9 protein-coding genes and 1 pseudogene are annotated in these 14,339 nt (G+C 63.0%); 7 read left to right on the top strand and 3 right to left on the bottom strand.

Annotation, left to right across the window (positions count from 1 at the left end):
• From ACIREA_RS12750 to arsD, 3 genes and pseudogenes are all read right to left on the bottom strand, one after another.
• Positions 1 to 3,163, bottom strand: a pseudogene (locus ACIREA_RS12750) (hypothetical protein); the annotation flags it as partial.
• A gap of 563 nt (positions 3,164 to 3,726) precedes the next feature.
• Positions 3,727 to 5,538, bottom strand: coding sequence for an arsenical pump-driving ATPase (arsA, locus tag ACIREA_RS12745; RefSeq protein WP_397382655.1), 1,812 nt, complete (start codon positions 5,536 to 5,538; stop codon positions 3,727 to 3,729).
• Positions 5,535 to 5,867 (bottom strand): arsenite efflux transporter metallochaperone ArsD, encoded by a 333-nt coding sequence (gene arsD, locus ACIREA_RS12740; protein ID WP_397382654.1) that lies wholly within the window; start codon positions 5,865 to 5,867, stop codon positions 5,535 to 5,537. Before arsD ends, arsA begins: the two co-directional genes overlap by 4 nt.
• Positions 5,868 to 6,090: 223 nt before the next feature.
• On the opposite strand from arsD, the gene ACIREA_RS12735 reads away from it, so the two are divergent.
• The 7 genes from ACIREA_RS12735 to ACIREA_RS12705 all read left to right on the top strand — a co-directional run bounded on the left by ACIREA_RS12735 (position 6,091) and on the right by ACIREA_RS12705 (position 14,243).
• A complete protein-coding gene (locus tag ACIREA_RS12735; protein WP_397382653.1) occupies positions 6,091 to 6,777 on the top strand; it encodes a hypothetical protein in 687 nt (228 codons plus the stop codon).
• Between the two features lie 162 nt (positions 6,778 to 6,939).
• Positions 6,940 to 8,811 (top strand): alpha/beta hydrolase family protein, encoded by a 1,872-nt coding sequence (locus ACIREA_RS12730; protein WP_397382652.1) that lies wholly within the window; start codon positions 6,940 to 6,942, stop codon positions 8,809 to 8,811.
• A gap of 261 nt (positions 8,812 to 9,072) precedes the next feature.
• Positions 9,073 to 10,194, top strand: coding sequence for a hypothetical protein (locus ACIREA_RS12725; protein ID WP_397382651.1), 1,122 nt, complete (start codon positions 9,073 to 9,075; stop codon positions 10,192 to 10,194).
• A 107-nt stretch (positions 10,195 to 10,301) separates the two neighbouring features.
• Positions 10,302 to 11,891: a hypothetical protein gene (locus ACIREA_RS12720; protein ID WP_397382650.1), complete on the top strand. Its 1,590-nt coding sequence runs from the start codon at positions 10,302 to 10,304 to the stop codon at positions 11,889 to 11,891.
• Positions 11,892 to 12,182: 291 nt separating this feature from the next.
• Positions 12,183 to 12,911: a hypothetical protein gene (locus ACIREA_RS12715; RefSeq protein ID WP_397382649.1), complete on the top strand. Its 729-nt coding sequence runs from the start codon at positions 12,183 to 12,185 to the stop codon at positions 12,909 to 12,911.
• A gap of 91 nt (positions 12,912 to 13,002) precedes the next feature.
• Positions 13,003 to 13,311 (top strand): hypothetical protein, encoded by a 309-nt coding sequence (locus ACIREA_RS12710; RefSeq protein WP_397382648.1) that lies wholly within the window; start codon positions 13,003 to 13,005, stop codon positions 13,309 to 13,311.
• A gap of 2 nt (positions 13,312 to 13,313) precedes the next feature.
• Positions 13,314 to 14,243 carry a hypothetical protein gene (locus ACIREA_RS12705; RefSeq protein WP_397382647.1) on the top strand — a complete coding sequence of 310 codons (930 nt, stop codon included), beginning with the start codon at positions 13,314 to 13,316 and terminating at the stop codon, positions 14,241 to 14,243.
• Positions 14,244 to 14,339 lie beyond the last annotated feature (96 nt).

Below are 14,339 nucleotides of genomic sequence, written 5' to 3'. Positions count from 1 at the left end.
CGCCAGACTTGGTGCTGTCGCTTTCGAGAATGGCGCTGTTGACGGAAAGTGTTTTTTCACTCGGGTCCACGTCGAAGTAGGCGGTGCCGTGCGGCGTATCCACCATGTAATGCGTGGAGTTCTCGCCGCCGCCGCCGCGTCTGACCCTCAACTCCTTGCCTTCTTGAGAGAAGCTTTTGGCAAGCTCCGCGAGGGCATCAGGCATGCTCATCTTGGAAGTGTCCGGTTTGCTCTTGCCGAGCTGGAAGGCGTCTTCCTCCTGCGAGAGCAGACGGTGGGCGTCCACGATGTCGCTGTCTGCGGTGGGCTTGGGATTTTCCCCGCCCTGGCTGAACTGCAGGCGTGAGCCGCTGCTGCTGCTTTGCGGGGATGGCTCCATACCGGGCGGCGGAGCGTTGGAGGGCCGGGTGTCATCCGGCTTGTTCGTGGTGGTATCTGGTATGGATGCCTCTGGAGGTGGGGCTGATGGTTCCCCTGGCACCGGCCTTTTTAGGACGGCACGTGCTTCCTCCAGCGCCTTCGCTTTGACGGGATCAAGCTCGCGGGGCTGGGGCAGGCTGCGGATGACCTGCTGCTCTTTTTCCAGGTTCTTGACCCGGGTGTGGGCGAGGACTTTTTCGTTGTGATCGAGCTCGCGCTGTTCATCGAGGCTGAGCGGGCCGCCTTTGGCCTTGTCTTTGAGGCGCTGGATGTTGTCGAGCACTTGGCCGACTTGCTTGAGATCGGCAGCGGCAGGGGGAGTTTGCGTTTGTTGACCGCCATCGGTGGTGGCTGGCTTTGGTTGGCCGGAACCGTCCTGGGCGGCTGGTGTGGTATTAGATGGTATTGGAGGCTGTGGCTGATCCTGATTCGTCCCAGAAGGGGCTATGCTGTTGGTAGTGGCTTCAACGCCGCCGCCCAGGAGGGCTCCGCCGATGCCTGCCTGGAGGGTTTCTTCGATGATGTCTTTCCAGGGCTTGTCGGGATTGTAGGTGTAGCGCTCGATGATGCCCTGGATGAGCTGGTCGGGGGCTTCTTCGCGCAGGCCTTCCTTGACGCTGCCGGCGGCGACGGCTTTGAACCACTGGCGGAAGTTTTCCTTGAAGGCGGGCTGTCGCAGCAGGGCCTCGATGCCCTGGGTGCCGCCTGCGGCGGTGAGCAGGTAGGTGCTGGCGGCTCCGGCGAGGGCGGGGATGAAGGCTTTGTTGAGCGCGGTGGATTCGCTGTCTCCGCGATTCATGTAGCCCTGCACGGCGTCTCCGTACATGCCGCCGAAGGTCTGGAGTCCGGCGGTGGCTGCGGTGCCGCGCAGGCCCCATGTCTGGGCGGCCTGGGCGACCTGCGCTGCGGTCCTGAGGCCGAAGGCAGCGCCGCCTGCTTTGAGTGTGAGGGAGACGAGGCCGCCCACCCCGAGGCTGGGAGCGGAGCTGACCACCATGCTGGTGCCCATGTGGACTAACTGGCCGGTGGGCAGTGCGGCACTGGAGGCGCTGATGGAGGAGGCATCGCGGGAGAGCTTCTCATACAAATCCAGCGCTCCGGGGCTGCGAGTGGCGGCCTGGTACGCGCCTACGGCGCTCTTGGCCAGCCCTACGACTCCGCTGGCGACGCCGAGCAGGGCCTGATGCATGCGCACTTTCCATGCGCCTGAACTGAAGATGCCGCTGTGCTCCTGGCTGAACTTGGCGAGCTTTTCCGCATCGCTCATGCCTTCGGGCTGGCTGGCCTCCCACTGGTTGTAGACTCCGAGTGTGCGCAGGGTGTCGAGCTGGGCCTTGGCAGCACGCTGCTGCAGCTCTGGAAAGCGGCTCATCGCCGCCGCCTTTTCGGCTTCGCTGCCCCCGGCTTTTTCCACGACCTGGCGGTAGGCGTTTTCATCCAGATAGCGGTCGGGGTTCACCCAGATGGAGCCGCCGGGGCCATAGCGCACGGCGGCGCTGGTATCGCCACGGCTCCAGTCGGTGACACGTTGCATCTCGAGGTGGTGGCGGAGATCCTTGGGGTCGATGCCGTATTTGGCGGCCTCTTGATTGAGGGCGTCGAGATGGGACTGGGAGAGGGGTGCGCCGGGGCTGTCTCTGTCGTTTTCGCGCAGTGTCTGTCCGGTGGTCCAACTGCCCGCGACGCCTTTGCCCCACTGCTGGTAGATGCGGGCGGCGATCTCCGGGAGCTGATCGGCCCTGGCATTGATCTGGGCCCGCTGCTGCTGGATGTGCTGAAGGAGGGCCTTCATGCCAGCCTGGTACTCGGGGCCGTGCTGGGGGAACTTTTTTTCCAGCTCTGCATGGCGTGCTTGTACCTCATCCTCCAGAGCTTCAAGGCTGGTGGCGGCTCCGCCGAAGCCGGCGGATTCAAGCATGGTGCGGCGGGGGGCGCGCTGCTTGCGCAGGGCGTCCTCGGCCTCCGCCTGGGCTGTGGCCTTGTTCACGGCATCGACGGCCTTGGGGTCTTTTTCTTCCGGACTCTGTGGCGCTGGCGGGGTGGGTGACTGGGAAGGGCTCTGCGGAGCGGGAGGGGCGGGCGAGGTGGGAGACTGTGGCGCTGCGGTTTCTTTGAAAGCTGCCGCGACTTTGGGGCTTTCTTCGGTGCTTTGCGGTGCTGGGCTGGGCGTGGATGGTGTCTGCTGTGGCTGTGCTGGTGAGTGAGCTGCCGCAGGTGTGGAGGGTGGCTGGGAAGGGCTCTGCGGCGTGGCGTCGGTGGGCTTGCTGGAGAGCTGCTGGCCTGGCGCTGCGGTTGCCGTGGGTGACTGATCGCGGAGGGTGGACTCAGCCTCGACATGGGCTGCGGCTTCTTGGAAAGCGGCTGCGACTTTGGGGGCTTCCTTGGTGCTCTGCGTGGCTGGGCTGGCAGTGGGTGTTGTCTGCGGCGGCTGTGGAGGTGACTGAAATGGCGCAGGCGCGGATGCTGGCTGGGTCTGGCTCTGCAGCGCAGGGAAGGAGTCTGAGTAAGCTGCTGCCGCTGCTATGGGCCGGCGCTGAGAAGGATGGGCCAGGGCTCTGAAGATGAGCGGGATGGCGTTTCCGGGCGGGCGGGGACTGGCCTGTTCGGCGGGGCGGTAGGGGACCCTCGCTGTCGGCTCAGGCTGGGGCTGAGACCGGGCCTGCTCTGGCGGGCTGCCTGAGAGGGGCAGCTTTTTGCGCGGGTAGGTGGGTGGATCGAAAAGAGATGGCGGAGTGTAGAACATGGCGGATGCGTGGCCGCAGGGCGGCGGTGGCACCTTTCGTGTTCTTCACAGCGTCAGGTTTATTGAGTGATCGGAAAAAGCATTGGGTCGTGATTTGGGAATGCAACGGGAAAGTTTAAAAATATTGTGTGGTGGTGGGAAGTGGTATTTGTGGACGGGCATAGGAATGAAGACTTTGGCGCGCGGAGCTCCAAGTCCGCAACGGTCCGCCAACGCATGCAGTACTGAAGCGTTCCTGCCGCCTTCTCTTTCGCTCCGCCGGAGCTTTCCGTGCTGGTGATGTTCGCCATGAAATGTCACCCGCCATGTGAAGGCGGAGTGCTGCGGGCTCGGAGGCCCGCGCTCCTGGGGCGCTTTGGCGTGCGGTGCTGCATCCGGCCCGGGTCTTTGAGATGGTGGTGCATGGGATGCATCACGCTTTTAAATGCTCCAGCCGGTCATGGGCTGCGTGCTGGGATTGCGAAGCGAGGGCATGCCCTGCTGCGGCTGCGAGATGAACCGGGCAAGCATGGTGCGCAGCGGGGCTGCTTTTTTTTCGGGGCTTCTCTAATAACGAAGCCACATCATACCAGAGTGTGCTCCACGCCGGTGGTGGCGAGGCGGGCGAGGGCGGCGGGGCCGACGGGTTCCTCGGGCTGCCAGGGGAGCCAGGTGGTGCGGGGGGAGTGGTGGGCGACGACTTCGTCTATGTAGCGGTGCTCGGAGAGGGCGCGGCTTTGAAGGAGGGGATCGCAGGTGTGGCTGTGGAGGAGGCTTTGATTGATGACCCAGGCGAAGGGCTGGATGCGGGCGCGGCGGAGGTCTGCCTGCAAGGCGGCGGCCTCGTGCACGGGGGTGGCCTCGGGGAGGGTGACGAGGAGGATGTGGGTGTAGGCGGGATCGCGCAGACGCTGGAGGAGGCGGAGGACTTCTTCGGGCTGGGTGCTGCGGGCCTGGCGCTCGAGCTCGCGCTGGTAGGCTTCGCTGGCATCGAGGAGGAGGAGGGTGTGGCCGGTGGGTGCGGTATCGAGCACGACGAAGCGCTGGGTGCCCTGGCCGACCTCCCGGGCGAAGGCGCGGAAGACGGCGATTTCTTCGGTGCAGGGGGAGCGCAAATCTTCCTCCAACAAGGCGCGGCCTGCGTCATCCATGGCAGCACTTTGGGCCTGCATGACTTCGCCTTGATAAAGGGCGGTCTCGGCAGCGGGATCGATGCGGCTGAGGGTGAGGCCGGGCACCTGGCCGTGCAATGTCTGCGCGAGATGCGCGGCGGGATCTGTGGTGCTGAGGTGGACGGCGTGGCCGCGCTGGGCGAGGAGGACGGCGATAGCGGCTGCGACGGTGGTCTTGCCGACGCCGCCTTTGCCCATGGTCATGATGACGCCGTGGCCCTGCTGCTCCAGGGTGGAGACGAGGCTCTCAAGGCTTTCCATCTGCGGGGGCGTCCAGCTTTGCGGCTGCGGCTTTACGATCTGGCTTTCGTTTTTCTCAGGTGCTGCGGCTGCGAGGAGGATGCGGAGGCCGGGGATGCCGAGGATATTGATGGGGCGCAGGGGGACGATGTAGCTGGGCATGCTGCGGATGAAGTCTCCTGCTGCGGCGAGTGCGGTGGCGCCGCGCTGCTGCATGGCCTGGGCGGTGACGTCATCTGCGCAGTGGGTTTCAAAGGTGCCATTGATGACGAGGCATTGATTGCCCACGCCGATGGCGCGGAGTTCTGCGGAGGTGCGCTGGGCCTCGCGCAGCGCGGAGGCTTGGGGGCGGCTGACGAGGACGAGGGTGGTGAGGGCGGCGTCTGCGAGGGTCTGCACGGTGGCCTCGTAAATGACGCGCTGCTTTTCCAAACCGGCGAGGGGTCCGAGGCAGGAGGTGCCGCTGGTGTTGGTATCGAGAAACTGGTCCCATGCCTTGGCGAGGCTCATGAGGCGGAGGGTGTGGCCGGTGGGCGCGGTGTCGAAGATGACGTGATCGTAATCGCGCGTGGCGGCGGGATCGCCGATGAGGCCGGAGAATTCATCGAAGGCGGCGATCTCGACGGTGCAGGAGCCGGAGAGCTGCTCCTCCATGCTGCGGAGTGCGGACTCGGGAAGGATGCCGCGCATGGGGCCGATGAGGCGCTCACGATACGCGGCGGCGGCGGCAACGGGATTGATATTGAGCGCGTGCAGGCCGGGTGCTCCGGGGATGGGCGTGGGGGCGCTGGTGAGGGTGGTCTCCAAGACTTCATCGAGATTGGAGGCGGGATCTGTGCTGACGAGGAGGACGCGTTTGCCGGACTCGGCAAGGCGGAGTGCGCAGGCGCAGGAGAGGGACGTTTTACCGACGCCGCCTTTGCCGGTGAAGAAGAGGAAGCGCGTGGCGGTGGCTGCCGTGGGCTGGTAGAGGGGAAGGCTCATAATGTGGCGGCCTCCTGGTGCGGGAACGCTGCCTGGAACCACGCGGGGCGCTCGTCCTTGGTGGGGTAGCGGCCTTTGAGGTGGAGCTGGCCATCCCAGAAGATGAGGGGCAGGACTGTGGTGCCCTCGGCGATCATGAGGGTCTTCACGGCGTCATTCAACGCGAAGTCCCCTGGCTGCTGGCCGAGATTGTAGCGCTCGATCTGGATGCCTGCTTTTTGGAACTGCGCGAGCATGGCGGCGAAGTTCACGAGGTCGGGATCGATGTCGGTGCCACAGATGCCGGTGGAGCAGCACATGGGGGGATCGTAGACTTGGATGGATTTCATGGGTGGTGATGAAGATGCCTGCTGCGTGGCGGAGATGCCATGGGGTGGAGACCTCCGGTGGCCAAGGAAAGACTATTTGGTGAAACCGCCAAGTAAATGGCGGCGAGTGTGCGGGGATTGTCTTTGAGCGGGGGACTATGCTTTCGCCTGAGGGCTGACCTTTGCCGTCAGTTTGCGCGGGATGTCCTTGACCTCTTTCTTGCTCATTGCCTCTTTCTGACCTATGCTTCCGAATGACACTCAGCAGCTACTCCAAGCAGGCTCGGCAGGCGCGTTCGCGGATGCCGCGACTTACGTCCGCCGCTGCGTATGCGCAGATGGAACGGCTGATGGGGAGGACGACGACTTCTCCGGCCCGGAGCGGCAGTGGGACGCCTTCATTGAATGGGCAGGGGAATGTGGGAAAATCCTGCCGATAGACTTTACGCCTCCGGAACGGGAGGGTGGACGCGAGCACGATGTGACGCTGGATGAGGGATCTGGGCGATGGATCAAGTACACGAAGCGCTCTGCCTGTGGCTACACCGTGAGCTGGGATGGGAGTGGCGAGCCTTTTATGCACAACGCGCTGCCGCTGGACTATCTGCAACGCCTGATGTGGCAGAATGAGGTCTTGGGTGATGATGTGCATCTGATCGGCCTGTGGCAGGAGCGGCCACACCAGTGGCGCATTGTCACCACACAGCCGGGACTGCAGGGCAGCCGTGCCACTCTGGATGATCTGGCTGCCGCGTTCGTCGCTGCAGGTTTTTCTCTGCTGCCCTGGCGCGGCATTGGTTACGAAGGCTCGCTGTCTCTGCGCTTCGAGGGCTTTGACATTTGGGACGTGCATCCTGCGAATGTGCTTCTCTCGCCGGAAGGACTGCCTCTGCCGATTGATGTGATTATCACGCGCGAGCCTGATTGCTGAAGGGCCAAAGTGTGACGGCTTTCCGCTGGCTAAAATGGGGCGGGCATAAATATGAAGGCCGCATATTGAGAGAAAAGTAGAAGGTGCCAGCGAGAGATGCGCAAAACGATTCACATGGCGCGTTCATCCTGCGTGCTCTCCTTCACCTCCTCAATCCGCCGCATGAAACCCGCCTGCTTTGTTTTGTCGTCTGCTCTGCTGATCATGACCGCTGCGTTGGTGCAGGCGGCGGCAGAGGTGCCGGGATCGGTGGGGGAACTGTGGGCGGATTTTGATCCGCGCAGGGATGGGCTGGAGACGGAGGTGATCCGGGAGTGGAAGGAGGAGGGTGGGGTGTACCGGCAGGTGCGCTACTTCATTGGCAGTTTCAAAGGGAAACCTGCGCGGATGGCGGCGATCTATGGGTTTCCTGACGGGGTGAAGGGGAAGGTGCCGGGGGTGATGCACATTCATGGCGGGGGACAGCGGGCGTCTCTGAGCGAGGTGAAGCTGCTGGTGGGGCGCGGGTATGCGGCGCTCTCCGTGAACTGGGGCGGCGATGGGGATGGGAAGCCGCCGTTTAACAGCATGGAGGGCGCTCAGCCGGGGGACCCGAACACGGACTGGGGTGCGGTGGATCCGACGCAGCTCAATGTGCAGGGCTATTCCTCGATGCTGCCGGGGCCGAAGCAGTTCTATGAGGACCGGGAGCACCCGAAAAACAACAACTGGTATCTTCTGACATACGGCTGCAGGCGCGGGCTGACGTTTCTGGAGCAGCAGCCGGAGGTGGATGCGCTGCGGCTGGGCGTGCATGGCTTTTCGATGGGCGGAAACCTGACGATGTATGTGGCGGGAAGCGATGACCGCGTGAAGGCGGCGGTGCCTGCGGTGGGCGGGCAGGGGTATCGCTGGGAGGCGCATGCGTTTGCGGGCGGGACGGCGCAGCAGGAGAAGATTGCGGGGGATGTGGAGGTGTTTCGGAAGACGCTGAGCTTTGAGGCCTATGCGCCGCGCATTCAGTGCCCGGTGCTGCACCGGAGCGGGACGAATGATTTCCATGGGTGGATGGATGATGTGTATCGCACCAATGCGCTGATCGTGGGGCAACCGACGCGGTATAGCTGGGCGCCGCATCTGAATCATCGCCTGATCCCCGAGGTGGCGGTGGCGATGCCGCTGTGGTTTGACCATTTTCTCAAAGGCGGTGTGGCGCTGCCGGAGACGCCCGGGAGCGAACTGGTGCTGAAGACGACGGATGGTGTGCCGCTGCTGCGCGTAACGCCGGATGTGAAGGTGACGCCGGAGGTGAAGGCTCTGCCGGTTTCACGGGTGGAGATTTACTACAGCGTGGATGCGGATCCGCGGGCACGCTTCTGGCGCAGTGCGGAGGTGGTGAAAAAGGGGACTGAATACACGGCGGCACTGCCGCTGCATGTGGTGGAGCTGCCGCTGTTTGCGTTTGCGAATGTGTACCACACGCTGCAGCAGGCGGTGTCCATGAAGGCGCTGCCGGGGAATGGGGCTGAGGTGCAGGAGGTGTGTGTGAGCAGTCTGCTGCGGCATGCGGAGCCGGAGGCGCTGCGCGCGGCGGGGTCGGTGGCGACGGCGCGGCCGAGTGCTGTCATGGATGATTTTTCCCACGGTCTGCGGGACTGGTATGTGCTGAATGCGGGGAATCTGACGCATCAGGAAATGTGGACGCGGAAGGTGACGGACCCGCTGTATCGTGCGCCGGTGGGGTCGCGGCTGAAGGTGACGCTGAAGATGCCGAAGACGAACCGGCTGACCTTTGTGGTGAGGGAGAATGACTGGAGGAGCTATCGCGGGCCGCGCGCGAGTTACCTGTGCACGCGTGAGATCGCTGGAGGCGCGGAGGCGCAGAGCGTGGTGCTGGCTCCTGCTGACTTTGTGTCTGACAAAGGCACGATGCTGAAGGACTGGGCGCAGGTGGATGAACTGGGGATCTGCGCACGTGTGCCGGGTACTGCGGCGAAGGATGCGGTGCTGTGGAATGGCGGCGCGGCGGAGTTTGTGTGGCTAGGGTGGAAGTGAAGAACTGCAGGAGTGGGTGGCCTTGCCATTAATACAGAACATACCACAAAAGACCAGTTGCTGTGCCACGAATAAGATTTTATTAACAATCTTGCTTGACTCCTGAAAAACGGGGCCAAGACTTCTCTCATGCAAGCCTGACCACGGCATGTGCCATGCGGGGATCTCCGCCGGGCACCGGGGCGGGTGAATGACGCAGCAGCTTTCCACGACTCCAGCCTTTTCTTTTGATCATACTACCACAAACAACCACACACTACTATGCCTGACGACTACACGCCATCCACTCCCAGCGCCGCCGAGGCGGGGGCTGTCTTTGAGAATCTTTCGGAGGCTGATGCGAGCGCGGTGCTCGACAGTCTGTCTTCTTCCGGAGGCGATTCCGCGAGTGCGCGAGGCGGATCTGCCGAAGAGGTGATCCCGGGGCTGTCTTCGCTGGATGCGGCATTGGAGGGTGCGGATCTGGCACAGATGACGGATGCGCAGATCCGGGATTTTGAGAGCGGTGATCCGGAGCGGGTGGAGGCGGCGCTGGCGGCGGTGCAGTCAAATACGGAGCAATGCAGCGGCACGGGTGAGGATGCGTCTGCCCTGGCTCCGGCGCGTGTGTCCATCAAGGCGCTGAAGCCGGAGGACCGCGCACGCACGGTGCAGGCGCTGGATCTGATCCGCGCTGGCAAAGCGCCGGCGGATGCGTTTGCGGAGGTGTTTGGCAGCCCGGGGCAGGCGCATGCCGAGGATGGTTTTGCGCAGGATGAAGCGACTGGATTTGATGATTCGCAGACGCAGATGGCAGCGCCGCAGGTGGCGGAGCTGGAGCAGCACCTGACGCTGCTGCAGCACCAGTACAAGCAGGCAAAGGAGTCGTATGACCCTGTGGCGACAGACCTGCTGGAGCAGATGACGGATCTGAAAATGGACCTGCGTGAGGCGCGGCGCGAGGCGGCGGTGGTGAGCGGTCACTGGCAGGGCCAGCAGGCTGAAAGCCACAATCGCATGATGGATCAGTTCTCGGATTTGATCACGGATGAGGACACGGGATTTGTTTCTTGCTGTGATGATGAGATTTTGCTTGCAGAGGCAAAAAATGACCCAATTCTTAATCATCCTGACTGGCCTGAGAAGATCGGACGGCGGGTGATCGACAAGTTTTTCAAAGGACACGCGGCGCAGAGCCCGGGTCACGCGAAAGGCACGTCACTGATACCGCCAGCGCCGAGACACTCGATGCGGCTGCCCGGTTCACCAGTCGGCCCCGGTTTTTCCGCCGGCGCGCTGTCTCCCCAGACGGCGATGGCGGAAATCGACAAGCTGACACCTGAGCAGCAGGACGCGTTCATCCATAGTCTGGACAGGCTGACCTCCGCCAAAGCGCGGCACTAGCCGGCCTTTTTTTGAACTTAAGATGGTAAGAACTGCCGCAAGATACCACACGTTAATCTTCAGTCAAAACACAACAGACAACACATCTCGTTTAGAGACACACATATATGAGCGCCTATCACGCTGAATCAGTCGTATCCACACTCGCAGCCGCCGTCGCGGCTGATCCGTCCGTCGTCGCAAAAGTTTACTCCCAGCAGCTCCGCAAGGGTGCGCGCTCGGTGGATGACTTTTCGATGTTTGAGGGCGGGGAGGGCTCCGGAAAGCCCTTCATCGTTCGCAAGGACATCGCCTCCGCCCATGCGGGAGACGAGGTCAAATTCACTGTCATGAGCCAGCCGCGCGGCCCGGGTGCGCGTGGTGAGCAGCCGCTGCGCGGGAATGAGTCCAGCGTGGACTTCAAGACCTTCGGCTGCGTGGTGGACTTCTGGCGCGATGCCTTCAAGTTCACGAAGAAGCAGCTGAAGTTCATGGCGGGAGGCGGCGGGGTGAAATCCGCCGTGCTGCTGGCCCTGCGCGAGAAGCTGGGTCGCCGCCGCATGAACGACATGAAGATGGCGCTCAAGCTGCAGGGCGTGGGCAACACCATCTACCCGAATGCGCGCAAGACGCTGGCCAGCCTGAATGCGCTGGACACGCTGACGCCTTCGGGGATCACGAATGCGATCCCGCAGTGGCGCCGTCTTGGCGGTCGCAGCATCGTGGTGACGAGCAAGCATGGCTCTCCTGTTTACAAGCCGATGGTGTACATTCCTGATGCGGCGATCGCCAGCATCAAGAACTCCAGCAGCTATGAGCAGGCGGCCCTGCACGGTGGCGCACGCAGCAATGAGGAAAACCCGCTCTTCTCCGGCAAGCTGCTGGACTGGAACGGCGTGGGCCTCTTTGAGCATGCGTCAGTGGATCCTGAGAACGATCAGTGCGCTGATCCGCTGGCACCGCGTGCGATGCTCTCCACCGGATTCGGTGTGGACTCCAGCAGCGCGGCCTGTGTTCTCAAGAGCCATGCGACGGACACCAAAACGCCCTACATGGCGTGGATGGGCGGCTACGCCTATGAGTGGTATGAGGGCCAGTCTGACAGCCTCGCGACCACCGCCCCCGGCGGCGTGACGTGGTCGAGCTTCTATGGCAATATCACCTCCGCCACTTACTATGGCTGGGTGATCAATCCGGATGGCTCGGTCGGTTTTGTGAGCTGGCTGGGCACGGGCAACAACGGCAACCAGATCGCGATCAATGGGATTCTGGATCCAAGTGTCGGCGCTGACCTGTCCGCCCTCGGAACGGCCACTCTGGGCAACTTTGTGGCCACGGGTGACAACTGGGGTCTGGACGTCGATGGCGTCACCTACTACCGGCGTGCAGGCGGCGCTGGTGCCAGCTCCAACTGCTCGCCGGACTTTGTCTGGACATCCCAGTTTGATGCCGGTGCCTACATCATTCCGTGCAATGCGAATGGTGCGGTGGACATGTGCAGCCTCATCCTCGGCCAGGACACGGCCGTGCGCGCCTATGTGGGGGATGACCTCCTCGTGGGCGACAAGGACGACTACTCGTTCGTGGATGGCGGCGGCTATGAGACCATCTTTGGCCAGGCGCCTTGCATCCGTACGGATGGCAAGACCAGCGGCTACTCGGTGCTGCGCCACGCCGGCCAGCACCCGGGCCTCGAGGTGCCGACTCTGAGCGCGTAATGCGACACAGCGGCCCGCACGGTATCTTGAAAGAGCGCCGTGCGGGCTAGCAACCCTGATCTTTCTCCTGCTCTTCCTCCCTTGGTGGAACTGACCAAGCCGAGGGATGAAGAGCGGGAGAAGATGCCAGAAACTACCACTTTGCTAACCAGACTTAACTTTTTTAGACTTTTACCTCCTGCCTCCCTTGCGGGTGCGGCCAAAGGCCAGAGCCCCAGGGAGGAAACAGGAGACAGTTAACTTCCAATTTCCTCTGACTGATCATTTTTCACTTACCCCTTTTTACGTTTTATGAAGCCCAACACCACTGCCTGTCCTTCTCTCACCACTGTTCTCACCCTGCCGGGGCGCGTTGATTCGGCGCTGCTGGCGAAGTTTCGACGCGCGGATGATCCGCTTGTTGTCGTGAAGCTGGTGGGCGTGGGGAACAATGCGCCGTATGATTTTCACGACAAGGGGACGCGCTCGTACATCTTCCGCTTTGAGTCTGCGCTGGAGGGGCACATCCTGCGTGTGCCGCTGCACCTGTGGCAGGCAGGAAAGGGACGCCTGGCGCATGATCTCATGGAACAGCGCCGGCTGCCGCACGCGATGGTGGTGACGCTGGATGCACCGACTGCGGCGAAGCCCACGCCGCTGACGAATCTCACCGAAATGGGCGCAACGGACACGAGCACTGACACCCGAAACGTGGTTGGGCCGGGTGCTGAGCCGACCGTTGCGCCCGCCTCGGCGGGGGAGAAGGCGCTGAATGCTGAGACGGAAGTGAAAGCGCAAGCTGCTGTGGCAGATGCGTCCACCGTTTCTGTGGCTGCCACGAGTGTGCAGGCAGTGGTGCCGCCGCTCATTGCGGGCAGGCCGCTGCATGAGGCGGCGTATGAACTGGTGGAGCCGCCGAAGAGGCTGAAGGCCCTGGCTGCGCTGCTGGGCGTGGCGGAAGATGCGCTGCGGGCGGGCATCGGGCATGCGGATTCGCGGATTGAACTGGCGAATGCGGGGTGGGTGCGGCGGAAGGCGTGAGTGATGACACTGAGATTTTAACTTTTGACCACAAAAACCAAGAGATAGCACAAACAACCACACGATTATGAAACCACCTGGAATACACCCTTTGACGAATCACCTGCTGCTGGACGTGACGCCGCAGGAGCAGACCACTGCAGCCGGCATCGTGCTGCCAACCGCCGTGCAAGGTGCGAGCACGCGCATGGAGGGCGTCGTGGTCGCACGCGGACCGGACTGCAAGTGCGCGGCGCTGGACTGCGGCACGCAGGTTTACGTGGGACGCTACGCGAGCGGCGAGCTCATGCGCGAGGGCCGCAACTACCGGCTGGCGCTGGAGACGGAGATCATCGCCACGCTGGACAACGTGAGCATCAGCCTTCCTGAAACCCGCACGAAACCCCTCACCACCCTCTGATTATGACTGTACGTGAAACCATCGCCACGATGCTGAGCTACCTGCGGGTGGAGCAGCGCACCATCCCCTACGCGGGAGGCTCCGACTATGAAGATCCACTGCCAGATGCGCTGGCCGCGTGCAATGCTGCGCTGCAGCAGATGGCGGCACTGGGCCCGCTCTTTGCGGCGAAGCAGCAGCGCAGCGCGTACTTCCGCGCGCCCACCACGGTGGCGGTCAGCGGCCTGACGCATGGCGGCATGACGGCCACGGGGAGTTTTCCATCGTGGGCGGCGGGCTGCTGGGTGGACATGCCGGGTGACCCCGCCATGAACCGCATCCTTTCCATCACGGGCAGCACGGCGACGCTGCAGTTTCCGCATTTGTCCAGCACGACCAGCGGCTCCGCGACGATCAACGTGGACACGGTGGAGCTGGATGGAGACATCATCACGGTGCTGGAGCCGGTGCGTTTTCGCGGCAGCAAGCGCACGCTTATCGCTGCGGGCAGCCGTGATGAGCTGTCGCAGAACTGCGGCGGTGATGTACGCTACTTCATCGAGTCCGCCATTTCGAATAACGCGGTGAAGCTGCGCATGATGATCTCCGGGTATGTGAGCACGGACACGGTGCTGGAGTTTCAGGCGCGCACCGCGCTGGGAGAACTGACGCGCGCGGACGTGTACAACAATGATGCGGGCCACACCGATCCCGGCGTGGCGCTGCCGGTGCCGGCGAACTTTGTGGAGTCCATCTTCTTGCCGCTGGCGCTGGATGCCTTCTTTGCGAAACCGACGATCACAAACTACGACATCCCCAGCCTCCGCAACCAGGACGCGCCATCGCTGATTCACCAGCAGGCGCAGACGGCACTGGTGCTGCTGGAACGCATGCGCCCGCAGGGACGGAAGCCGACGGGACTCTGGCCGGCGTGGTCGGCGGGGAGGTATTGATGTCTGCTTTAAGGCAATGAGTCTTGCAGCTTTTCAACGGCTTCTGCCGCGTGCGATGTCCGTCTTCAATGCAGCGAAGAGTTCCTTCGCTTTGTC

Origin of the sequence: Prosthecobacter sp. (assembly GCF_044373815.1) — a bacterium.
GTDB lineage: Bacteria > Verrucomicrobiota > Verrucomicrobiia > Verrucomicrobiales > Verrucomicrobiaceae > Prosthecobacter.
The sequence above is the reverse complement of the archived record's forward strand: the minus strand, read 5'-3'. Positions and strand labels throughout refer to the sequence as shown.